We start from the raw sequence: 23,821 nt of genomic DNA, 5'->3' as shown, positions 1-23,821 counted from the left end.
CGGCACCGGCGATCAACCTGAGCCTACATAGTCGCCTGCCTTACCCAGAATGCCGCGCCGACGCGCACCGCGCAGCGCTCGCGCTGGCGCTCCGCTTCCGCACGGCGCCGCGCGCGGGTGCTGGCCTGGATCTGCTCCCAGATCTCGAGCATGGCGCAGATCTTGGGCAAGGCATTGAATCCGGCCGCGGTCGGCAGCCAGGCGGCGCCGCACGGCTGGAACAGCGGCATGCCGAGCGCGGTCTCGAGCTGGCGCAGCTGGTAATGGAGCCGTTGCGACTGGATCCCGAGCGCCTGCGCGGCGCGGCCGGCGTCGCGATGCTGCATCAGCGCGACAAAGACACGCAGGGAGAGGAACGAGACGCGCCGGTTGATGAGTCGGTAAGCCATGCCCATGTCATGGCCGGGGGGCGGTTTCGCGCTCGCGCGCTGCTACGGGTCCCCGGCGGATCGAAGTGGATCGATCGTAGCGGGGCGGCGCGGGGCAGGTGGACAGCCGGATTCAGAAATGCAGTGCGGAATCTTCCGGCGAGGCGTGCGGCAGCGACGCAGTCAGTGCATCGGCAACTGGCCGATCGCGGTCAGTGCCAGCACCACGTCGGGCGACAGGCGGCGTTCGCTGCATGGCACGCCTGCGGTTTCGAGCGTGGTCCACAGGTCGGCGTCGCCGGTGACGATGCGTAGCCGCAGCTGGGCCAGGTATGCATATTCCGCGGGGGTCAGCGGCCGCGGGGCGCTGCGCAGGTCGTCCAGGATGGCACCAAGCGAGAGTGCGGGAACGGTCATACCAAGGTCGGGAATAGCACGGCGATGAGACATTGCGGCGGAAACAGCAGGATGGCGCGGAGTTGAGCAACGCATGATTCTATCCATCCGCTGCAGCGGCCGCTAAAGCAAAAGCCGGGGCAATTTACCCCGCTGATTCCGCTTGCAAAGCCAGGAGTGGCGAATAGGCTAAGCGCGGGGCGCGCGATGTGGCGCATGCGGTGTCCAAAGGGCGCAGAACGCGCTTGCGCAACCGCGCAATCGGGCCAGGCACCGCGTATGGGTGTTGCAGAAAAACGCCACCATGCTGGCGTGCGTGCGTCGACTCCACCGCACACGGCCCCGCCCGGCAGCGCGGATTGACAACCCCCCGACCGTTCTATACGGTGGCGCATCGTTTCGACCCAACGCCTTCCGGGTTCATCACCCGCCGCCCGCCATGCCCCGCAAAGCCGCACAGGTTTCCGAAGCCGACAAGCACGCCGCCGCCGGCGGCGCCATCGCCGTGGACCGGGCGCTGTTCGTGCTGTCGGTGTTCCGGCTCGGCGATGGCGCGCTGGCGCTGGCCGAACTGGCGCAGCGCAGCGGCCTCTACAAAAGCACGCTGCTGCGCCTGCTGGCATCGCTTGAACACGCCGGGCTGGTGCTGCGCCACGCCGATGGCCGCTACGGCCTGGGGCCGGAGGTGGCGCGGCTGCACGCGGTCTACGCGGCATCGTTCTCGCTCGAGGCGGTGGTGATGCCGGCGCTGCGCGAACTGGTCAACGTCACGCGCGAGAGCGCGGCCTTTCATGTCGAGCAGGGCGGGCACCGGCTGTGCCTGTACCGCGTCGATTCGCCACAGCCGGTGCGGGACCACGTGCGCGCGGGCGAGCTGCTGCCGCGCGACCGCGGCGCCGGCGCGCGCGTGCTGCGTGCCTTCGCCGGCGAGCCCGGCGAGCTCTATGACCGGATCCGGCAAGACGGCGTGGCGGCGCTGGTCGGCGACCGCAGCCCCGATCTGGCCGGCGTGTCCGCGCCGGTCTTCGGCCCGGGCGGTGTGCTGGCCGGGGCGCTGACGCTGACCTGTCCGGCGGCGCGCTACCGCGACGCTTTCCGCGACGATGTGCTGCAGGCAGCGCGTTCGCTGACGCGCGCGCTCGGCGGCACGGCGCCGCAGGCTACCCCGGCATCGGCAGTCCCGGACTGACCGTAAACCGCGGGGGGTGCAGTGCACCCGACCCGGCTTGCAGGGGGTGCCAAGCTGGCGCCGGCACGGGCTATCATGCGGCTGGCATGAAAAACAGCGCACGTCACATCTGGTGAAATCAGCGCCCGCATGCCTCGCGTCGCGCCCCCGTGCCCCGATGCCCGCCGATCGATATTGACGGCAGGCGGACGGCATCCTTGAGGAAATCCCTTGCACCTGGACCAGCAGACCATTGCGGTGGTGATGATGGTGTTTTCTGCGGCACGCTGATCATTGCAGCGGGGCTGGTGTTTGCGCTGCGCGCGAGCACGGCGGGGCGGCTATGGGCCTTCGGCCATGTGCTGGTGTCGGCCGCGGGCCTGGCGCTCGCGGTCAGCGCGGCCAGCGGCACCGGCCAGCTCGGCACGCTGGGCGCGTTCGCCTTCGTCGCCGGCTGGCTGCTGATCTACCGCGGCGTGCGGGTCTACTACGGCGTGCCGGCGCATCCGGGTGCGCTGGTGGGGGCGGGCGCGATCGTGCTCGGCCTGATGGTGGCCTCGAGCGGCCTGCCCGAAGGCCCGCAGCTGGTGCTGCGCATCGTCTATGGCGTGCTGGCGCTGGTGTCGCTGGCCACTTTCGCCACGCTGGCGCGCGCCGGGCGCGGGCGCCGCAGCATCGGGGCGCCGCTGGTGCTGGTGGCCAGCCTGGTGCAACTGGCCACGCAGCTGGCGGGCTTCAGCCATGCCATGAGCCTGCCCGCGGGCGGCACGGCCGCGGCGCCGCTGACCCTGTTCTTCGCCGGCCCGGCCGATTCGGCCTGGGTGCTGGCGCCGCTGATCGCCACGCTGCTCGGGCTGTTCGGCTTTACCGTGATGGCGATGGAGCAGATCGTCGCGCACAACGAAAGCGGCGCGCGCATCGACGCGCTGACCGGCCTGCTCAACCGCGGCGCGCTGGAGATGTCGGCGCTGTCGCTGGTGGCGCGCTGGCAGCGCGATGGCCAGCCGCTGTCGTGCCTGGTGATCGATATCGACTACTTCAAGCAGGTCAACGATACCTGCGGCCACCACGCCGGCGATGCGGTGCTGCGCGAAGTGGCGCAGGCGCTGGACAACTCGCGCCGCGCCTCGGATGTGGCCGGGCGCTACGGCGGTGAAGAGTTCTGCGTGCTGTGCCCGCATACCGACGAGCAGCAGGCCTCGGCACTGGCCAACCGCGTGCTGCGCAAGGTGCATGCGATCGCCTTGCCCGCCGGGCGCGGCCATGCCAGCGTCAGCATCGGCGTGGCGCAGCTGCGCGGCGGCGCGGGCAGCCGGGAGGCGCTGTGGCGGACCCTGTTCGCCGATGCCGACCGCGCGCTCTACCACGCCAAGGCGCATGGGCGCGACCGCTATGTGCTGGCATCGTCGATGGCGCAGCCCGCCGCCGGCGCGGCGGCTGCGCCGCTGCTGCAGCCGCAACCGGACCTGGCCGGCTGAGCGCGCGATCCGGCCTGCCGGCGGGTGTTGCCGCTGATGCGGACTTTTATGTGGGCTTGTGCGGTTCCGGTACGTCGCGCGGCGGCGCGCCGTCATAGCGCCACAGGAACTGGCGCGGCATCGGGCCCTTGTTGCGCCCGCCCTCGCACTGCTGCTCCCACGCGTGCGCGAGGATGCCGACCGAGCGCGACAGGCAGAACAGCCCGCGCGCCAGCGGCGCGGCAAAGCCCAGTTCGGCGTAGATCACCGCGGTGGCGCCATCAATGTTCATCGGGATCGGCTTGCCGCGCCCGGCACCGAGCGCAGCCTCGATCGCGCGCGCGATGCCCGCGTAGCGGCCGCTCACCACGCCGTCTTCCGCCGCCCGCGCGACCAGCGCCAGCAGCCGCGGCGCGCGCGGATCGACCGGATGGAAGCGGTGGCCGAAGCCGCCGACGTACTTGCCGTGCAGGTCGCGGTAGTGCCGCAGCGCGTCTTCGACCGCCAGCGCCATCGTGCTGCCGGTGTCCAGCCGCTGCGCCACGTCGTGGTACAGCGCCACCGCCTGCTCGCCCGCGCCGCCATGCACGTCGCCCAGCACGTTGACGGCCGACGCCATGGCATTGTTCAGCCCCACGCCGCACGTTGCGGCCATGCGCGCGATGGCGATGCTGGGCGCCTGCGGGCCATGGTCGACCGCGGCCATCAGCGCCGCGTCCAGCAGTTCGCCCTGGCCCGGCCCGGGCAGCTCGCCGCGCAGCATCAGCCAGATCATCTGCGCGAACGACACCCGGCCGATCAGCTGCTCGATCGGGTAGCCGCGGTAGCGGATCTCGCCCGGGCGCATGTCGATGATGCCGGTGCGCCACCAGTCCTGCGACAGTTGCTGGCCCGCATCCATGCCGTCGTCCTGTGTCTGGCTGCCGCTCATATCGCACCCTCCCGGTTCAGTGCATCGATGTCCGCATCGCTGTAGCCCAGGCCGCCCAGCACCTGGCGCGTGTGCTGGCCCAGTTGCGGCGGCGGCGTGTCGACCGCCGGCGCTTCGCGGTTGAGCTTGAAGCCGGTGCGCACCACGCGTATGTCGCGGCCCACCCCGGGGGCATCGGCAAAGTCGCCGATCATGCCGCGCTCGCTGACCTGCGGATGGGCCAGCGTCTGCGGCACGTCCAGCACCGGGCCCGCGGGCACGCCGGCCGCGGTCAGCAGCGGCCACCACTCGGCGGCCGGCCGGGTCGCCAGTTCGGCTTCGAGCGCCTGCGTCAGCGCGGCCCGGTTGGCCAGCCGCGCCTGCCGCTGCGCGAAGCGCGCATCGTCAGCCAGCGCCGGGCGGCCCACTACGCGGCACAGCGCTTCGAACTGTTCCTGCTTGTTGGCGGCGATATTGAGCAGGCCGTCGGCGGTGCGGAAGGTGCCGGACGGGCTCGCGGTCATGTTCTCGTTGCCCATCGGCGTGGGCGCCCGGCCCGCGATCAGGTGGTTGGATACCGCCCAGCCCATCGTGGCCAGCGTCGCCTCGAGCATCGAAACGTCGATGAAATAGCCCTCGGTGCGCCCGGTATCGGCCAGCGCCGCCGACACCGCGAGCGCCGCGGTCAGCCCGCCGATGGTGTCGGACACCGGATAGCCCACCCGCAGCGGCGCGCTGTGCGCGTCGCCGGTGATCTGCATCACGCCGGCCATGCCCTGGATGATCTGGTCATAGGCCGGCAACCCCGCGAGCGGCCCGTCCTGGCCGAAGCCCGAGATCGCGCAGTAGATCAGCCGCGGGTTGTCCTGCTTCAGGGTTTCATAGCCCAGTCCCAGGCGTTCCATCACGCCCGGCCGGAAGTTCTCGACCACCACGTCGGCGTTTTGCACCAGCCTGCGGAACACGGCCTTGCCGCTGGCGTGCTTCAGGTTCAGGGTGACCGACTGCTTGCCGGGGTTCTGCGCCAGGAACGACACGCCCATCAGGCGCTGGTTCAGCTCCGGGTCGGCGCCCAGCTGGCGCGCCAGGTCGCCGCTGCCAGGGGCTTCGACCTTGATCACTTCGGCGCCGAGGTGGGCCAGCTGGTGGCAGCAGAACGGCCCGGCCAGCACATTGGTGAGGTCGAGCACGCGAACATGGCGTAATGGTTTTGGCATGGCAGGGGTCTGTGTGCGTATTCTGTACAACAGAACAACGCTCTTTTATAAAGAACAGACGCAGCATAGGAGCCGCTCCGCATCCCTGTCAAGGTTGCCTTGGAGGTGCCGCCGGCATGGCGGTCGGAGCCGACAGGCACGGACCCGGTGGCTGCCCTACAATAGCGCCCCCGCCCGCAACGGTCTTGTGCCGCGTGGGCCACTTAGCTGGCAGGAAAATGGAATCGAAGATGTCAAACGCATGCGGCCTGGATTTCGGCACGTCCAACTCGACGGTGGGCTGGAGCCGCCCGGGCAGCGCGGCCGCGTTGCTGCCGCTGGAGGATGGCAAGGCGACGCTGCCGTCGGTGATCTTCTTCCATGCCGAGGATCCGCTGGTCAGCTACGGCCGCGCCGCGCTGGGCGATTACCTGGCAGGCTACGAGGGCCGGCTGATGCGCTCGCTCAAGAGCCTGCTGGGCACCTCGATGATGGACGACAGCACCGAGGTGATGGGCCAGGCCATGCCGTTCCGCAAGCTGCTGGCGCATTTCATCGGCGAGCTTAAGTCGCGCGCCGAGCAGGCCGCCGGTACCGGGTTCTCGCGCGCGGTGCTGGGGCGTCCGGTGTTCTTTATCGACGAGGACCCGGTGGCCGACCAGCTGGCCGAAGACACCCTGGCCGGGATCGCGCGCGACGCGGGCTTCAGCGAGGTCGCGTTCCAGTATGAACCGATCGCGGCGGCCTTCGACTACGAGGCCGGCATCACGCGCGAGGAGCTGGTGCTGGTTGCCGATATCGGCGGCGGCACCTCGGACTTCTCGCTGGTGCGGCTGTCGCCCGAGCGCGCCGCGCGCAGCGACCGGCGCGACGACATCCTGGCCAACGGCGGCGTGCACATCGGCGGCACCGACTTCGACCGCGCGCTCAGCCTGGCGCGCGCGATGCCGCTGCTGGGCCTGGGCAGCGCGCTGCGCAACGGCAAGGCGATGCCGTCGAGCCAGTATTTCGACCTGGCCAGCTGGCACACCATCAACCTGCTCTATACGCGCAAGGCGTGGTCGCTGGTGATGGACAACTATCGCGACGCCGCGGACACGGTCAAGCTCGACCGCCTGGTGCGGCTGATCCGCGAGCGCGCGGGACACTGGCTGGCAATCCAGGTCGAAGCCGCCAAGATCGCGCTGTCGGACACGGGCAGCACCGAGGTGGACCTGCACCGGCTGGAACCGGGCCTGTCGCTGACCATCACGCGCGACGAGTTCGATGCGTCGATCGACAAGCTGGTGACGAAGACCGAGCAGACCGTGCACAAGCTGCTGGCCGACGCCGGCGTGCGCGGCGCCGCGGTCGACACCATCTTCTTTACCGGCGGCTCCAGCAGCGTGCCGCTGCTGCGCCAGCGGCTGGCAGCGCTGCTGCCCGAGGCGCGCTGCGTGGAAGGAGACCGCTTCGGCAGCATCGGCAGCGGGCTGGCGCTGGATGCGGCGAGGAAGTTTGGATGAGGGATTGGTTTTAGCTTTGCTCCCTCTCCCGCTTGCGGGAGAGGGAGCCCCCAGTTAGTGTTGGAGAAACCGGCGTCATCTCGCTGCTCCGCGGGTCCCCATCAGCCGCTTCAAGAGTCAGCGTGCTGTGAGCGCATGTCGCGCAGGCCAAATACATCGCCCAGCGCCAGCCTTGCGGCTCGCAGCGCCCCGCGCGCGGCCGCAGCATCGCCAGCGAGGCGCAACAGCGCCGGCAGTTCCTGCGGCGCGCGCAGCAGCCCGCCCAGCACCGCGGCCACATCGGTCTTGCCGTCATCGCCCATGCCAGCCGCGGCAGCGGCCGGCACGGCGCGAGAAGCCGGATCGACGATCACCCGGCACGCCGCGAACGGCAGCCGGCACGCCGACGCCATGCGCGCGGCCAGGTGCGATTCCATGTCGACGCACAGCGCCCCCGTGGCCCGGTGCAGCGATGCCTTGGCGGCCACCGTCAGGACTGGCTGGTCGGCCCCGGCCGCGGTGCCGATGCGGGCGTGCGGCAGTGCCGCGTGCATGGCGCGCGTCCACGTCGTGTCGGTGTCGTAGCGCTCGCCGGGCGCGCACACCGCATCGGCCAGCACCACATCGCCCGGCGCAAGCGCCGGCTCCAGCCCGCCCGCCACGCCAAAGCTGAGGATGCCCATGCAGTGCCGGCTGGCCATTGCCGACACCTCTTGCTCCAGCGCCAGGCCGCGCACGCCGTGCACCACGCGGCAGTGCGGTCCGGCCGCGATGCGCGCCTCGAACGCCATGCCGGTGACGACCAGCACGAACGGCGCCGTCACAGACCCCACGACACCTGGCCGCTGTGGCCCCTGTGATCGGCATGGCCGCGCTGCAGGTTGCGGTAGCGCGCCAGTGCCCACAGCGGAAAGTAGCGCGCATAGCCGTGATAGCGCAGGTAGAACACGCGCGGGAAGCCCACCGCGGTAAAGCGGGGCTCATGCCACAGGCCGCCGGGCTGCTGCGTGCGCAGCAGGTAGTCGATGCCGCGCGCCACCGCCGCATGCTGCGCGGCGCCCGCCGCCATCATTGCAAGCAGCGCCCACGCGGTTTGCGAGGCCACACTGGGCGCGGGTTCGTAGCCGCGGTAGTCGAGCCGGTAGCTGCTGCCGTCCTCGCCCCAGCCGCCGTCGGCGTTCTGGATCCGTGCCAGCCACGCCACCGCGCGCTGCAGTTCGGGCGCAGCAGGCGGCAGGCCGGCGGCGTTCAGCGCGCACAGCGCGCTCCAGGTGCCGTAGATGTAGTTGGTGCCCCAGCGGCCGAACCAGCTGCCGTCGGGCATCTGCTCGGCCAGCAGGTAGCGCAGCGCGCGCGCGGCGGGCTCGCTCTTGCGGGGGGTGGCGCCGGTCTGGCACAGCATCGACAGGCAGCGCGCCGACACGTCCGCGGTGGGCGGGTCCAGCAGCGCGCCGTGGTCGGCGAAGGGAATGTTGTTCAGGTACAGGTGCGTGTTCTCGGGCTCGAATGCGCCCCAGCCGCCGTTGCCGCTCTGCATGCCGACGATCCACTCGGTGGCGCGCGCCACCGCTTCGCCGTAGCGCCCCGGCGCATCGTGCGCGCGCATGAAGCGGTCCATGGCGGCGGCCACCACCGCGGTGTCGTCGACGTCGGGGTAGTAGGCGTTGGCGTACTGGAAGGCCCAGCCGCCGGGGCGCACCAGCGGGCGCCGCACCGCCCAGTCGCCGCGCAGGTCCAGCACCTGCAGCGGCCTGAGCCAGTCAAGCGCGCGCCCGGCGGCCTGCGCCGCGCGCACTTCGCCGGTTTCCATCAGCGCGTGCGTGGCCAGCGCGGTATCCCACACCGGCGATAGGCAGGGCTGGCAATAGGCCTCGTCGCCGTGCTCGACCAGCAGGCGCTCGAGCGAACGCCGCGCCACCGCGCGCGCCGGATCGTCGGGCGGCACGCCCAGCACGTCGAACATCATCACGCTGTTGGCCATCGCCGGGAAGATCGCGCCCAGCCCGTCCTCGCCGTTGAGTCGCTTGCGCACGAAGCGCTGTGCCGCGGCAATGGCGCGCCGGCGCAGCGTGCGCGGGAGCAGCGGCTCGGCCACGCGCAGCAGCGCATCGAGCCCGCGGAACACCGTGTACCAGCCGGCATGCTGGTGCGGCGCGCGCGGCGGCAGGCCCACCGTGTGGCAGTTGCCGACGAAGAGTTCGTTGATGCCGATGCCGCGCGGGTTGCGCGCCTGCGGGCGCAGGCTGTTGAGCACCAGCAGCGGCACGATCACCGTGCGGGCCCAGTACGAGATCTTGGACAGGTGGAACGGGAACCAGCGCGGCAGCAGCATGATCTCGACCGGCATCATCGGCACCGCCTTCCATGGCAGCACGCCGTACAGCGCCAGCAGCGTGCGCGTGAACACGTTAGTGGCCTCGGCGCCGCCCATGGCGTGGATGGCCTGGCGCGCGCGCTGCATCGGCGCGGACTGCGGATCGTCGCCCGCCATCTTCAGCGCGAAATACGCCTTGACGCTGGCACTGACGTCGGAGCGGCCCTGATGGAACAGCGGCCAGCCGCCGTCCGGGTTCTGGATGCGGCGCAGGTAGCGCGCCATGCGCGCTTCCAGGTCGAGGTCGGGCGCTTCGCCGAGGTAGTGCACCATCAGCACGTATTCGGCGGGGATGGTGGCGTCGGCCTCGAGTTCATAGATCCAGTGGCCGTCGGGGCGCTGCTGGTGCAGCAGCGCGTCGAGGGCGCGGCCGATGCCATGGTCTAGCGCTGGCGCGGACAAGCGTGTCGCCGGCGCTTGCGCCGGGCCGGCCGGCTCACGCTGCGCCGCATCGGTGTGCGGCGCAGCGTTGGCAAGGGCGGTCTCGTTAATCGACATGCAACCTCCTTGTGCCGGCGCCGGCATGGCCGGCCCCGGCGTGCATCGACATGCCGCGCTCAGCCAATGGCGTGGCGCAGCACGATCCAGAGCAATTGCGCGCGCGGCAGGCGTACGCGCTGGCGCGGCGCCCGCCAGGCCTGCGCGCACAGCCGCGCCAGGATGCGGTGGTAGACCTCGGCCATGATGCGCGGCGAACGCACCTGGCGTGCCGGGCAGCGCGCCATGATGGCCTGGGCCTGGTCGTAGTGGGCCTGGGCCTCGCGCGCCACGGCCGCGCATGCCTGCCCGAGCGCCGGGTGCGCGGCCACGGCCGCGGGCGTGGCGGCCGCGATGCCGGCCGCCGCCAGCGCCTCGGCCGGCAGGTAGAGCCGGCCGATGGCGGCATCCTCGTCGATATCGCGCAGGATATTGGTCAGCTGCAGCGCACGGCCCAGGTGGTGCGCCAGCGCAATCCCGCAATCCGTCTCCAGCCCGAACACGCGCACCGCCAGCCGGCCCACCGCGCTCGCCACGCGGTCGCAGTACAGGTCGAGGGTGGCGGCATCCGGTGCGCGGATATCCTGCACCACGTCCATGGTCATGCCGTCGATCACGGCGAGGAAGTCAGCCTGCTGCAGGTCGTAGGCGCGGATTTGCGCGTACAGCGGCTGCAGCGGCGCGGGCGGGTTGCCGGCGTAGCAGGCGTCGATGTCGCGGCGCCAGGCATCGAGCGCGGCCAGGCGCTCGGCATGCGGCGCGTCGCCGTCGGCGATATCGTCGACGGCGCGGCAGAACGCGTAGATCTGAAACATGGCCTGGCGCTGCGCCGCCGGCAGGATGCGCAGCGCGGCATGGAAGGAGCTGCCCGACGAGGCGGCGGGACCAGCCTGGGCGCCGATGCCGGAGCGGCTGTCTGAAGCTGCGATCTGAGTACCGGCCACGTAACTCCTCGACACGCTGCTTACCGTCCCGCGCCGGCCGCGCGGCGTTGGCGCGCGACTCGTTTGGGAGGTGGTTGTGGGTCGGGCGATTATAGCAATTTCACCTGCAACGGCGCGGGCGCAACCGTGCTGCAGCATGGTTGCGCCCAAACAAAAAGCCCCGCAAATCTGCGGGGCTTTCGTGCCGGCCGACCCGTCGGGCCAGCCGGAACCTCACCGGTATCAGAGGGCCTGAATCTTGGTGGCTTGCTCGCCCTTCTGGCCCATGGCCTTGACGTAGCGCACCTTCTGGCCTTCCTTCAGCGACTTGAAGCCATTGCCTTCAATTGCGGAGAAGTGCGCGAACAGATCGTTGCCGCCTTCATCCGGCGTGATGAAGCCGAAGCCCTTGGCGTCGTTGAACCACTTAACGGTACCGGTTTCCATATCTATCTCAACCTTGAATTTCAAAATGAGCGAAAACGCTCGTTATACACCGTGTGCAAGCACCCGGCGGATCTGTTTTATCTTCCCCGCCAGCGCATTCCATATGACTTCGATATGTCGCTGTCGTGACAACCGAAACCGTCACGGAACGACAACACCAAATGACACACCGAATGGGCGCTGCACAAGTGGGAATCATTCTGCCGAATTTTCCCGGTGTGTCAATCAGGCTAAGCGCCTAATCATGATGAGAGGTTCCGACAGGAGATATTAGCGTTTTCTACTTCAGTACCGATTCAGTGAATTCCCTGATTTTTTATTGTTGCGTTTGCCTGTGCATGCACCGCAGCCGGGCCGCGTGCCATGTAGTCGTGCATAATGGGCTGCCGCCCGCTGCAAGCTGGTGCCATCTTTTTTACAAATTTTTACGGCACCGTTCCTACCGCGTTCGGGTGAGGCCAGTCCGTCGCGGATATAACATTATGCGGATAAACCACTATACCCGTGACAGCAGACAGGTTATCCATGCCAATACATGAGTCAATGGCCTGCATGCGCGTCCATACATAAGAGAATGAACGCAAAGATTTCATGTGGTGGCAAAGCGGCTGTCCGGAAATCCGCTGACGGACAGCGACCTCGCTGGGCGTAGCGAGGATCGATCTTTCCGAGGCTGGCTGGCAGCCCGTCGTCCCCAAGCATCGGCCGCCCACGCGGGCGGCCGAGCCGCCTCCATGTCTCCTTTTCGGGACAATTGTTGACAATACGGGCCCGGTGCCTGCTCTAGCATGCGGATGCCGGATACCATCGGACTTTTCCGAATTGACGGTCAGAACCAGGCGCACGCGGTCGCGAACCGCCTCTAAAATGTCTGGCACCGTGCACTTCGGGTGCGCAAAAATAAAGGGAAGCACGCTGTGAATCGACTGGGGGAAGCGCAAGGCAGCCGGCGCGGCCTGGGTGGCTGCACGCCATGCCGGCCGGGATGGTTGGCCTTGCTGGGGCATCTGGCGCAGTGCGCTGCGCTGGCGCTGGCCCTCGGAGCGGCCGGGGCCGCCGCGGCACAGCCGGCAGCCGGCGCTGCGGCATCCGCGCCGGCAATGCCGTCGATCGCGCTGCACTACGGCGCCAAGCCGCCGGTCGACGCGCTGCAGGCATTCGATATCGCCGTGGTCGAACCCGACAGCGGCTTCGACCCGCGCCGGGTCGCCACCCCCGCGACCGCCTGGTTTGCCTATGTCAGCGTGGGCGAGGTGCTGGAAGGCCGCCCGTATTTCAAGGACATCCCCAAGAGCTGGTTCGTCGGCCGCAACGACGCGTGGAACGCGCCGGTGATCGACCAGGCGGCCGACGGCTGGCCCGCCTTCTATGTCGACAAGGTGATCGCGCCGCTGTGGGCACGGGGTTTCCGCGGCTTCTTTCTGGATACCCTGGACTCGTACCAGCTCGCCGCCAAAACCGACGCCGAGCGCGCGCGGCAGGAAGCCGGCCTGGTGCGCGTGGTGCGCGCGATCAAGGCGCGCTACCCCGATGCCCGGCTGATCTTCAACCGCGGCTTCGAGATCCTGCCGCAGGTGCATGGCCTGGCGTATGCCGTTGCCTTCGAGTCGCTGTTCCGCGGCTGGAACCAGGCCCAGGGCCGCTATGTCGAGGTGCCGCAGGCCGACCGCGACTGGCTGCTGGCGCAGGCGCGCACCATCCGCGAGCAATACCGGCTGCCGGTGGTGTCGATCGACTACTGCCCGCCGGCGGACCGCCGCTGCGCGCGCGACACCGCGCGGCGCATCCGCGCGCTGGGCATCACCCCCTATGTTGCCGACCCCGGCCTGCAGACCATCGGCATCGGCAAGGTCGAAGTGCTGCCGCGGCGCGTGCTGGTGGTGCAGGAGCGCGGCCCGGGCGTGGCGATCGACCAGTCCGAGGGCGTGCGCTTTGTCTCGATGCCGCTCAACTACCTGGGCTACCGCGTCGAATTTGCCGACACCAGCGAGGAGCTGCCCGAGATCGGCCCCGACCGTTATGCCGGCGTGGTGATGTACCTGACGGGCAAGGTCACGGCGCAGCCGGGCCGTTTCCACACCTGGGTGCAGGCGCGCATGGCGCAGGGCATGCCGGTGGTGTTCCTGAACGACTTCGGCACCAGCGTCAGTGGCGCGGTGGCGCGCGGCTTCGGCCTGAAGGCGGTGAGGGGGCGCGTATCGGGCCCGGTCGAGGTGCTGGCCAAGGACCCGATGATGGGTTTCGAGATGCCGGTGGCGCCCGACCGCAACCAGGCCGAGGCGATCCAGGTGCCCGATGGCGACGGCTTCCGCACGCTGCTGCGCCTGCGCTCCGGCACGCTGACCTATGACGCCGCGGCCATCACGCCGTGGGGCGGCTATGTGCTGGGGCCGTATGCGGTGCACGAGAGCGGCATCGGCACCGCCGACAGCCGCTGGGTGGTGCAGCCGCTGGACTTCCTGCGCGAGGCGCTGCGCCTGCCCGCGATGCCGGTGCCCGACGTCACCACCGAGAACGGCCGGCGCCTGCTGACCATCCATATCGATGGCGACGGCTTTGCCTCGCGCGCCGAGATTCCCGGCGGCGGCTTCTCCGGCGAGGTGCTGTTGCGCGAGATCTTCGACCGCTACCGGCTGCCGATGACCATGTCGGTGATCCAGGGCGAGGTCAGCCGCGACGGCATGTACCCGAAGCTCGCCGCCGAACTGGAGCCGATCGCGCGCAAGATCTTCGCCCAGCCCTATGTCGAGGTGGCCAGCCATACCTTCTCGCATCCGTTCGAGTGGGCGCGCACGGTTCCGGCTCAGGGCGGCAACGCCGCCGCGGGCGCGGGCGACGAGGCCTTCCACCTGAACATCCCCGGCTACACCATGGACCTGAACCGCGAGATCGGTGGTTCCATCGACTACATCAACCGCAGCCTGGCGCCCGCCGGCAAGCCGGTCAGCCTGCTGCTGTGGTCGGGCGACTGCCAGCCGCCGGCCGAGGCCCTGCGCCTGACCGACCAGGCGCGCGTGTTCAACATGAACGGCGGCGACACGCTGATCACGCGCAGCAATCCCAGCTGGACCGCGATCGCGCCGCTGGGCATCAACAAGCCGGGCGGCACCTTCCAGGTGTTCGCGCCCAACCAGAACGAGAATGTCTACACCAACCTGTGGCATGGCCCGTTCTACGGCTTCGAGCGCGTGATCGAGACCTTCGAGCTGACCGACCGGCCGTATCGCTTCAAGCCCGTCAACATCTACTACCACAGCTACTCCGGCACCAAGGCGGCGTCGCTGAAGGCGCTGCGCAAGGTCTACGACTACGTGCTGGCGCAGCCGCTGCTGCCGCTGCATTCGACCGATTACGTGCGCAAGGTGCTCGACTGGCAGGAGATGGCGGTGGCGCGCGAAGTGGGCGACGGCAGTGCCGGCAGCAGCGCCACGCAATGGATCGTGCGCGGCGACAGCAACCTGCGCAACCTGCGCTGGAGCGGCGCGGGCCTGCCCGACATTGCCGCGGCGAAGGGCGTGACCGGAACCTCGCCGGCGCCCGGCGGCGGCGTCTACCTGCACCTGGACGGCGGCGATGCGCGCTTTGCCATGCGCGACTCGGCCGCACTGACGGCGGCCGCCACGCCGCAACTCGCCGAAGCCAACGGCATCGTGCGCGACTGGTCGCAGCGCGACGGCGTCACCCGTTTTGCCTTCAGTGGCTACTTCAAGCCGTTCTTCCGCCTGGCCAACGCCGGCCACTGCCGCATCAGCGTCGATGGCAAGGCCGTGGCGGCGGTGCGCGAACGCAACACGCTGCGCGTCGATACCGCACCCGTGACCGACCCCAATCATGTCAGGCAACAAGTCGAAGTCCGCTGCGCCGGCTGAGCGCGAGCGGCTGCTGCCGCCGACGCTGGTGCTGACCTTTACCGCGATCGTGGGCATCGGCCTGGCGCTGATGTTCCCGCGCGAAACCCTGCGCGAACGGCTGCTGGGGCAGGGCCGCACCATCGACGGGCTGACCATGGCCTACCTGGAAGCCTGGTGGAAGGTCACGCCCGACGATCCCGCCTTCATGGGCGTGCTGGCCGAGCAATACGCGCGCACCGGCCGCCTGGAAGACGCGCAGGCGATGCTGGAGCGGATGCAGGCGGTGCAGGGCATCGACCTGTCGGGCCAGGTGCTGCGCACGCGTATCGAGATCGCGCAGCAGCGCGCCTGGGCCGCGCAGCCGGAAACCGCCGAGCGCGAACAGAACCTGGTGCAGCTGCGCAGCCTGCTGGACCAGGCCGCCGGCCGCCGCTGGAGCATGGCCGACCTGCAGGCACTGGCCACGCAGGCGCGCCAGGCCGGCGCGGATGCCGCGATGCGCCGTTTCTATACCGCGCTGGCGAGCCAGGACCGCAACAACGCGGCATTCTGGAACCGCCAGCTGGCGGAGATGGCGATTGCCGGCGGCGACTACCGCGATGCCGCCAACGCACTGTTCGCGCAGCAGGCGGCCGCGACCACGCTGGCCGAGCGGCGCGCGCTGTTCCTGAAGGCGGTGCAGACCCTGCAGTCCGGCAACCTTCTGGACGAGGCGCTGGCGCAGGCCGAGCGCCACGGCGGCAAGCTGCTCGACGACCCCGAGGTGCTGCGCTACCTGACCCGGCTGGCGCTGGCGGCCAACAAGCCCGAGCAGGCCAGCCGCTATGTCGAGCGGCTGCTGAAGGTGTCGGCGCGGCTGCGCGATGCCGGCCATGCGGACCCGGCCGCGCTGGCCGCGCGCGAGGCCGAGGTGCGGCGCATCGCGGCCAGCCAGCCGTGGCGCGAGCGCGGCGTGGTGTTTCTCGACGGGCCGCGCGGCGTGGCGCTGCGCGAGGCGCTGGCCGCTTCCGGCCAGTTCGGCGTGAGCAGGGCTGCGGCCCAGGCAACCGCGCCCGCGCAGCCGGACGAGACCAGGTTCAATGCCGACGACTACGAGCTGGCCTATCGCGTGTTCCTGGCCGCGGGCAAGCTCGACCAGGCCCAGCGCGTGGCCGAGACCGCGGTGCACCGGCTGCCGGCCGAGCCGATCTGGCGCGAGCGGCTGGCGCAGGTGGCGGAATGGAACCGCCAGCCGGCGGTGGCGCTGAAGAGCTGGCTCGACTATGCCCGCGCCACCAACGACGAGCGCGCGTGGGATGCGGTGATGCGGCTGGCGCCGGGGCTGTCAGACGATCGCGCCTACCTGGCCGCGCTGCGCCACCGCGCGGGCGGCTCGGACCTGAAGACGGTGGACGAGGTGGTGGCCGCCTACGAGCGCCTGGGCGAGCCGGAAGAGGCCATGCGCTTCCTCGAAGGCCTGAGCCGGGGCCCGAAGGCGCGCGACATCATGGAGCGCCACGCCGCGCTGGCCGAACGCGCCGGCAAGGACGAGCGCGCCTTCCAGCTCTATACGCAGCTGCAGCAGCGCTTCGGCCCGCGCCCCGCCTACGCGCTCAAGCTGGCCAACTTGCTCTATGTGCGCGGCCGGCTGCCCCAGGCGCTCGACGCGATGCTGCCGGCGCGCGCCGCCGCGGGTCCGCGCGACCTGCTGTTCTGGCGCACGTTCACCGAGCTGGCGCGGCTCAACCAGCGCGACGACCTGCTGCAGGACGGCTATCGGCATCTGATGATGGCGGCCGCGCAGACCCGCGACGAGCACTGCCGGCAGCTGCCGGAGGGCCCGGCGCGCAACGACTGCACGGCCGAGGTCCGCGCCACGCAACAAGCGGACTTCTCCAACCTGATCGCCTACTACGACAGGACCCCGATCGACGCCGGCCGCATCGCCGAGGCCGACTGGCGCCGCAGCGCCAGCCCGGCCTCGCTGGAGCTGGCGCTGTACTACTACACGCGCGCCCACGCCTACCGCCGCATCGAGCGGCTGCTGCAGGACATGAGCGCGGAGCAGCGCCGCGCCGCCTGGCAGTCGGGCCGCTTCCTGATGCGTCGCGCCGAGTACTACCGCGTCACGGGCCAACGCGAGCAGGCCCTGGCCGACCTGCGCCATGCCGCGGGCCTGCCGGACGCCGACAGCGAAACGCTGGCGGCGCTGCTGTGGACGCTGGTCGACCAGGGCAGCGATACCGAGGTGCGCGCGGTGATGCGCCGCCTGCAGGACCAGGCCGAGGACAATCCCGACCTGTGGGGCGCCTTCGCCGCCGGCCATATGCGCTTCCACGACGGGCGCGCGGCGCTGCATTACCTGCGCAAGCTCAACGACGGCAAGAGCGCCGATCCGCTCTGGCTCAGCCTGCTGGCCGACGCCTATGAAGCCGTCGGCCAGACCGACATGGCCTGGCGCGTGCGCCGGCAGGCGTGGATCGATCTGCATCGTGGCTGGGCCCGGCGCGGCGCTGGCGATGCGCGCATGCGCCCGGACCATGCCGATGGCGACGAGGAGCGCGAAAACGCCTCGGGCGCGCCGTCGCGCGCGGACCTGCGCCGCCAGACCGTGGCGCTGGGGCAGATCTTTGCCTCGGGCGAGGTCTCGCGCGCGCTGGTGGTCCAGATGCTGCGCGCCGACCGCGCTTCCACGGCGGCGCGCGAACTAAGCCCGCCCGACGCGGACGCGGCGTCGCAGCTGGGCGAGATCGCAGGACTGCCGCCGCTGCGCGAGCCCGTGCCCGCCGAGGTCGTGCGCGACGCGGCGCGGCGCGAGGCAGCATTGTCGGCCGCCGGGCGCGATGCCGCGCTGGCGTGGGCGATGTCGGCGGAATCGAACGAACTGGCGCGCGGCTGGCTGGCACGCCAGTACGCCAGCCGGCTGCAGCGCCCGGCGTATGCCGAGGTGGCGATCGCGCTGGACCGGCAGGACCTGAACAGCCTGGACCGCATCCTGGAGCGCCAGGCCGGCCGCGTGCCGGTGGCGAGCCAGATCGAGGCCAACCAGCGGCTGGACCGCCTGGGCGCGGCGCAGACGCTGGCCTTCGAAACCCAGGAGCGGGCCCGCTCCGACGACGCGCTGCAGGAAACCCTGCGCGACACGCTGCTGTTCAACGCCCAGGCGATCGAGCCGCGCGTGCGCTTTCTGCACCAGAAGCCGCTGGAGTTCACCGAAGGCAGCCTGGCCGGCGGCGTGCGGCTGTGGGACGGCTATGACCTGAACCTGCGCGGCACCTGGCGCGACCAGCGCAGCACCGATCCGCGCCAGCTGGCCAACGTGCCAGCATCGGACCGGAGCGCCGACCTGTCGCTGGGCTACCGCGACAGCAACCAGCGCTGGCGCGCCACCGCGGGCTACCGCGAGGGCCTCGACACCATGGCCACGGCGCGCTTCTTCGGCGAGTGGAACCAGCAGGGGCGGCTGCAGTTCAGCACGCTGGCCGGGCTCAACCAGCCGGCCGACGAGTCCGCGCCGCTGCGCGTGGGCGGCGCCAAGGACGTGCTGGGGCTGGGCGCGACGTGGCGCTTCAGCCTGCGCGAGTTCGTCGGCGCGCGCATCGAGTACAGCCGCTTCCGCGGCCAGGACCGCAGCACGCTGGGCCACGGCATGGTGTATGACGTCGAGGCCGGCTACAAGATCCGCACCGCGTATCCGGACTACACCGTGCGCGTGGTCGCCACGCACGCCAGCTACAGCACGCAGGGCGGCAGCCTGACGCCGCGCCAGGCCGCGCTGGTGCCGGCCGGCGACGCCGCGACACCGGCGTTCTACATGCCGCAGGGCTTCACGCAGGCTGGCGTGCTGTTCGGCTTCGGCACCGAGCTGCTGGACGAATACACCCGCAAGTGGCGGCCGTTCGGCGAGATCGGGCTGTTGCACGACACCCGCGCGCGGCAGAACTTCCGCGTGCAGGGCGGCGTGGCGGGATCTCTGTTCGGCAACGACCACCTGGCGCTCTATGTCTCGCACGAGACCGCGGCGCGCAACGGCGGGCGGCCGATGACGGAACTGGGGTTGCGCTACCGCTGGCTGTACTGAGCGCGCGGCGCATGGCGGGACAGGCGGGGCATCAACAGATATGGCAATACGGAAAAAGGGGATGAATATGGACAAGCAAGGCACGGGCATGACGGGCAAGACGGTGGCGAGGCGGCTGGCGGCATGGTGCGGCGCGCTGGGCGCGGCGCTGTGGCTGGCGGGCTGCGCGGTGACGGACGTCGGCCGCGCGCCGGCGCTGGCGCGCGGCGAGACCATCGCGGTGCTGCCGATCGTCAACTACACCGAGACGCCGCAGGCCGGCCTGCGCGCCGAAGCCATCGCCGAGAGCCTGCTCAAGACCGGCGGCGTGGCCAGCCTGAAGCGCTATCCGGCCGCGCTGAACCCGGAAACGCTGTTCGAGCCGGCCGAGCGCGAGGCGGTGGGCAAGGCGCTGGAATGGGCGCGCGCCGAGAAGGCCCGCTATGCGCTCACCGGCGCGGTGCAGGAATGGCGCTACAAAGTGGGCGTGGACGGCGAGCCGGCGGTCGGCATCTCGCTGCAGCTGCTCGACGTGAACAGCGGCGAAGTGGTGTGGTCCGCCACCGGCAGCGACAGCGGCTGGAGCCGTGCCTCGCTGTCGGGCACCGCGCAGAAGCTGCTGCGCCGCCTGCTGGCGCCACTGATGCAGGGCTGAGGTGAGGGTGGCGTTGATCGGCACGGCGCCGCGCCAGCGCGGCGATGGATGGTTGGAGCAAGGGGATGAGCGTGGCCAAGACGGCTGACAACACCTATCGCGCGCGGCAGGGACAGGGCATCGGCCTGGGCGGGCGCTATGCGCGCCTGCTCGCGCCCGCGGTCACCGGGCCGGCCGCCGTGGTGGAACTGGTGGTGGCAATGCTGGCCGCGCTGGGGCTGGCCTGGCTGGTGCTGCCGCAGAACCCGCTGCTGCTGGGCATGGGCTTTCCGTGGGCCTGGCTGCTGCCGGTGGTCCTGGCGCTGCGCTACGGCACGCTGATCGGCGTGGGCAGCGTGCTGATGCTGCTGGGCGCCTGGTATGTGTACCATCAGACCGGCGTGATGCCCGGCCCGTTCCCGCGCCTGTTCTTCCTGGGCGGCCTGCTGCTGGTGCTGGTGGCGGGGCAGTTCGGCGATATCTGGGGCACGCGCCTGGCGCGCGCGCGCGCCGTCAACCGCTACCTGGACGAGCGCCTGGCGGCGCTGACCAAGAACCACTACCTGCTGCGCATCTCCCACTCGCGGCTGGAAAACGACCTGCTGGCGCGGCCCACCACGCTGCGCGACACGCTGTCGCAGCTGCGCGGCGTGGCGCTGGAAGAGGCCGCCCGCGGCGGCCACGTGCTGGCCGGCGCGCAGCCGGTGCTGCAGGTGGTGGCGCAGGCCTGCCAGGTCGAGGCGGCCGCGCTCTACGCCTGCAACGGCGAGCGCGTCGACGCCGAGCCCGCGGCCAGCATCGGCCCGGCCTTCACCCTCGACCCCACCGATCCGCTGGTGCGCCACTGCCTGGACACGCGCCAGCTGGCCCACCTGCGCGCCGAGGGCCTGCAGCACGATGCGCGCACCCGCTACGTGGCGGTGGCGCCGGTGCTGGCGGGCTCCGACCACCTGATCGGCCTGCTGGTGGTGGAGCGCATGCCGTTCCTGTCGCTCAACTACGAGAACCTGCAGATGCTGATGGTGCTGCTGGGCTACTACGCCGACGGCGTCGAGCATGTCGGCGCCACCCGCACCATCCTGGCGGCGCTGCCGGCATGCCCGTATCCGTTTGCGCTGGACTATGCGCGCCTGTCGCGGCTGCAGCGCGAGACCGGCATCGACAGCTCGGTGGTGGCGCTGGTGTTCGACACCGATCCCGAGCGCGATGCGCTGTTCGAGCAGGTGGTGCGCAGCCGGCGCGCGCTGGACGTGGCCTGGCCGCTGGTCAATCCCCACCACCGCGCCATGCTGACGCTGATGCCGCTGTCCGATGCGCAGGCCGTGGCGGCCTACCTGGTGCGCATCGAAGACATGCTGCGCGCGCAGTTCGGCACCGATTTCACCAGCGCCGGCATCGGCGTCTACTCGCTGGCGGTGCCCGCGACCGGCGCGGAAGAGGCGCTGGTCAAGCTGCTGCGCCGGGCCCAGGTCGACGGCACGGCGGCGCGGCCGACACCGGCGGCCGGGGAAGCGCCCCATGTTTAAGTTCGGCGCCGGCGGCCTGGCCGCCCAGATCGCCGCGCTGGCGCTGCTGGCGCGCGCCGGCAACAGCACCGCGCTGCTGCTGGCGTTCCTGGGCATGCAGGCGGTGGCCGCGGCGCTGACGGCGCTGCTGCTGTGGCGCCTGCTGCCGCGGCGCATGCGCGTGCCGTTCGCGTGGAGCTACGGCTTCCTGGCGCTGTTCTGCTTCTTCGTGCCGCTCGGCGGCGCGCTGGTGTGCGTGGGCAGCTACCTGCTGTCGAAGCTGTTCCCGCGCCGCATCGACACCAGCGGCATCGGCACCGTGGGCCTGCCCGAGTTCGTCACGCACCTGATGTCGCGCGTCACGCACGGCGGCGGCGCGCGGCTGCGGGCGCAGCTGGGCAATGCGCGCGCGCCGCTGCCGGAGCGCATGACCGCGCTGGTGGCGATGCAGTCGATGCCGGCGCGCACCGTCAGCCCGGTGCTGCGCGAGCTGCTGGCCGACAGCGCCGACGATATCCGGCTGCTGGCCTACGGCATGCTGGACGGCGCCGAGAAGCAGCTGACCCAGCAGATCCTGGCCGAGCTGCCGCGGCTGGAAACCGCCTACAGTCCGAGCGAGCGCGCCGAGATCAGCAAGCGCCTGGCCGACCTGTACTGGGAACTGATCTACCAGAACCTGGTGCAGGGCGACGTCTACCGCTATACCGCCAGCCAGGTCGAGCGCTACGCCAGCGCGGCGCTGTCGCATGACGACGGCATTGCCTCGCTGTGGTACATGCGCGGGCGCCTGGCGCTGGCGCGCAACGCCCCGCGCGAGGCGCGCGCCTGGCTGCAGCGCGCCGAGGCGCTCGGCTTCGCGCGCGAGCGCGTGCTGCCGCACCTGGCCGAAGCCGCCTACCTGGAGCGCGACTACGCCGCGGTGCGACAGCTGATGGCATCGTTTGACAGCCCCTCGCCGCTCCCGCTGGTGCGGCCCCTGCTGCGGTACTGGCAATCATGAGCGAGATCCTCTTGAAAGCGGCGTCGGCCGACGTCATGCTGCTGCTCGAAGGCACCTTCCCGTACGTGAGCGGCGGCGTGTCGAGCTGGGTCAACCAGATGATCCGCGCGTTCCCCGAGCTGCGCTTCGGCATCGTCTTTATCGGCAGCCGGCGCGAGGACTATGGCGATATGGCCTACCAGCTGCCGGCCAACGTGGTGCACCTGGAAACGCATTATCTCTATGACTTTCCACCGCCGCCGCTGGCGCAGGGCCGCAGCGGCGACGCGAAGGCGTTCGACGCCGCCGACCGCCTGCACGACCTGCTGCGCGAGCCGGGCCGCGAGGCCGAGGCTGGCGCGATGATCCGCGAACTGATGCCGGCGCTGCGCGAAGGCGGCGCGCTGGGCGAGGACGCGTTCCTGTACAGCCGCCGTGCCTGGCAGACCATCACCGACCAATACCGGCGCTTCTGCACCGACCCGTCGTTCACCGATTACTTCTGGACCGTGCGCATCATGCACAAGCCGCTGTGGCAGCTGGTGCGGATTGCCGACGGGCTGATCCCGGCGCGCGTCTACCACACCGTTTCCACCGGCTATGCGGGCTTTCTGGGCGCGCTGCTGCGCCACCGCAACCAGCGCCCGCTGCTGGTGTCGGAGCACGGCATCTATACCAAGGAACGCAAGATCGACCTGTTCCAGAGCCAGTGGATCCGCGACAACCGCAATGTGTTCGAGCGCGACATCTCCCAGATCAGCTATTTCCGCGAGCTGTGGGTGCGCTTTTTCGAAACCCTGGGCCGGGTCTGCTATGACGCCGGCGACGACATCGTCGCGCTGTACGAAGGCAACCGCCGCCGCCAGGTGCAGGACGGCGCGCCCGAGGCGCGCACGCGCAGCATCCCCAACGGCATCGACCTGCCGCGCCTGGCGCCGCTGCGCGCGCGGCGCCAGCCGGGGGTGCCGCCGGTGCTGTGCCTGATCGGCCGGGTAGTGCCGATCAAGGACGTCAAGACCTTTATCCGCGCGATGCTGACGGTGGTGCGCGAATACCCCGAGGCCGAAGGCTGGATCGCCGGCCCGGAGGACGAAGACCCGGAATACGCGCGCGAATGCCGCAGCCTGGCCGAAAGCCTGGGCCTGGGCAAGAAGGTGAAATTCCTCGGCTTCCAGCGCATCGACGCGCTGCTGCCGCAGGTGGGCGTGCTGGTGCTCAGTTCGATCAGCGAGGCGCTGCCGCTGGTGGTGCTGGAAGGCTTTGCCGCGGGCGTGCCGTGCGTGACCACCGACGTGGGCTCGTGCCGCGAGCTGCTGTTCGGCCTGCCCGGCGAGGACGCCGCGCTGGGCCAGGCGGGCGAGGTGGTGCGCATCGCCGACCCCGCCGCGCTGGCCGCGGCCGCGCTCGGGCTGCTGCGCGAGCCGGCGCGCTGGCAGGGGGCGCAGGCCGCGGGCGTGGCGCGCGTGGAGCGCTACTACACCCAGGAGCGCATGGTCGGCAGCTACCGCGAACTGTATCAACGGCTGATGGCGCAGCCCGATGGCGCCGGGCATGACGGACCAGCACGGCACGGCGGCAATCCCGCGCGCTGCCCGGTCCACCGAGGAGCCTGA

Annotated in this window: 16 protein-coding genes and 1 pseudogene; 9 read left to right on the top strand and 8 right to left on the bottom strand. The window is 70.6% G+C overall.

Going from position 1 to position 23,821, the window contains the following annotated elements; genetic code table 11:
• Positions 1-23: 23 nt before the first annotated feature.
• Both AC3FMM_RS09055 and AC3FMM_RS09050 read right to left on the bottom strand, forming a co-directional pair.
• Complete coding sequence (locus AC3FMM_RS09055) at positions 24-389, bottom strand: helix-turn-helix domain-containing protein (protein ID WP_115683683.1); 366 nt, start codon at positions 387-389, stop codon at positions 24-26.
• A gap of 162 nt (positions 390-551) precedes the next feature.
• Positions 552-785 (bottom strand): IclR family transcriptional regulator, encoded by a 234-nt coding sequence (locus AC3FMM_RS09050; RefSeq protein ID WP_231942229.1) that lies wholly within the window; start codon positions 783-785, stop codon positions 552-554.
• Positions 786-1,203: 418 nt separating this feature from the next.
• Between AC3FMM_RS09050 and AC3FMM_RS09045 the strand changes: the two genes are divergently transcribed.
• Entirely contained in the window at positions 1,204-1,953 is a 750-nt protein-coding gene (locus AC3FMM_RS09045; protein ID WP_116313982.1) for an IclR family transcriptional regulator, read from the top strand.
• Positions 1,954-2,163: 210 nt separating this feature from the next.
• Positions 2,164-3,410, top strand: a pseudogene (locus AC3FMM_RS09040) (GGDEF domain-containing protein).
• Positions 3,411-3,456: 46 nt separating this feature from the next.
• Here AC3FMM_RS09040 and AC3FMM_RS09035 read toward each other — a convergent pair.
• Positions 3,457-4,320, bottom strand: coding sequence for a citryl-CoA lyase (locus AC3FMM_RS09035; protein WP_488686468.1), 864 nt, complete (start codon positions 4,318-4,320; stop codon positions 3,457-3,459).
• Complete coding sequence (locus AC3FMM_RS09030; protein WP_488686467.1) at positions 4,317-5,516, bottom strand: CaiB/BaiF CoA transferase family protein; 1,200 nt, start codon at positions 5,514-5,516, stop codon at positions 4,317-4,319. The genes AC3FMM_RS09035 and AC3FMM_RS09030 overlap by 4 nt, the downstream gene beginning before the upstream one ends.
• Positions 5,517-5,734: 218 nt before the next feature.
• Between AC3FMM_RS09030 and AC3FMM_RS09025 the strand changes: the two genes are divergently transcribed.
• Positions 5,735-7,000, top strand: coding sequence for an Hsp70 family protein (locus AC3FMM_RS09025; RefSeq protein WP_488686466.1), 1,266 nt, complete (start codon positions 5,735-5,737; stop codon positions 6,998-7,000).
• 110 nt (positions 7,001-7,110) lie between these two features.
• Here the strand turns inward: AC3FMM_RS09025 and AC3FMM_RS09020 are convergent, their stop codons facing one another.
• From AC3FMM_RS09020 to AC3FMM_RS09005, 4 genes are all read right to left on the bottom strand, one after another.
• On the bottom strand, positions 7,111-7,803 hold the full coding sequence (locus AC3FMM_RS09020; RefSeq protein WP_326346532.1) for a phosphorylase: 693 nt from the start codon (positions 7,801-7,803) through the stop codon (positions 7,111-7,113).
• Positions 7,800-9,851, bottom strand: coding sequence for a squalene--hopene cyclase (gene shc, locus AC3FMM_RS09015; RefSeq protein WP_488686465.1), 2,052 nt, complete (start codon positions 9,849-9,851; stop codon positions 7,800-7,802). Before shc ends, AC3FMM_RS09020 begins: the two co-directional genes overlap by 4 nt.
• A 59-nt stretch (positions 9,852-9,910) precedes the next feature.
• Positions 9,911-10,774, bottom strand: coding sequence for a presqualene diphosphate synthase HpnD (gene hpnD / locus AC3FMM_RS09010; RefSeq protein ID WP_488686464.1), 864 nt, complete (start codon positions 10,772-10,774; stop codon positions 9,911-9,913).
• A 222-nt stretch (positions 10,775-10,996) separates the two neighbouring features.
• Positions 10,997-11,200, bottom strand: coding sequence for a cold-shock protein (locus AC3FMM_RS09005; protein WP_010810931.1), 204 nt, complete (start codon positions 11,198-11,200; stop codon positions 10,997-10,999).
• Between the two features lie 1,100 nt (positions 11,201-12,300).
• On the opposite strand from AC3FMM_RS09005, the gene AC3FMM_RS09000 reads away from it, so the two are divergent.
• The 6 genes from AC3FMM_RS09000 (at position 12,301) to pelF (ending at position 23,821) form a co-directional block, all read left to right on the top strand.
• Positions 12,301-15,069: a bifunctional glycoside hydrolase/polysaccharide deacetylase family protein gene (locus AC3FMM_RS09000; RefSeq protein WP_488686547.1), complete on the top strand. Its 2,769-nt coding sequence runs from the start codon at positions 12,301-12,303 to the stop codon at positions 15,067-15,069.
• Positions 15,032-19,111, top strand: a complete 4,080-nt coding sequence (locus AC3FMM_RS08995) for a tetratricopeptide repeat protein (protein ID WP_488686463.1) — start codon at positions 15,032-15,034, stop codon at positions 19,109-19,111. Before AC3FMM_RS09000 ends, AC3FMM_RS08995 begins: the two co-directional genes overlap by 38 nt.
• 67 nt (positions 19,112-19,178) lie before the next feature.
• Positions 19,179-19,745, top strand: a complete 567-nt coding sequence (locus AC3FMM_RS08990) for a penicillin-binding protein activator LpoB (RefSeq protein WP_172581882.1) — start codon at positions 19,179-19,181, stop codon at positions 19,743-19,745.
• 65 nt (positions 19,746-19,810) lie between these two features.
• Positions 19,811-21,250 (top strand): PelD GGDEF domain-containing protein, encoded by a 1,440-nt coding sequence (locus AC3FMM_RS08985; protein ID WP_115713905.1) that lies wholly within the window; start codon positions 19,811-19,813, stop codon positions 21,248-21,250.
• Positions 21,243-22,229, top strand: coding sequence for a tetratricopeptide repeat protein (locus AC3FMM_RS08980; protein ID WP_115682427.1), 987 nt, complete (start codon positions 21,243-21,245; stop codon positions 22,227-22,229). Before AC3FMM_RS08985 ends, AC3FMM_RS08980 begins: the two co-directional genes overlap by 8 nt.
• The gene (gene pelF / locus AC3FMM_RS08975) at positions 22,226-23,821 is read left to right on the top strand and encodes a GT4 family glycosyltransferase PelF (protein WP_488686462.1); all 1,596 of its coding nucleotides are present in this window, start codon (positions 22,226-22,228) and stop codon (positions 23,819-23,821) included. The genes AC3FMM_RS08980 and pelF overlap by 4 nt, the downstream gene beginning before the upstream one ends.

It is taken from the genome of Cupriavidus sp. 207A1 (genome assembly GCF_057798955.1).
Note: the sequence above shows the minus strand (reverse complement) of the source record. Positions and strands in the feature narration are given on the sequence as shown.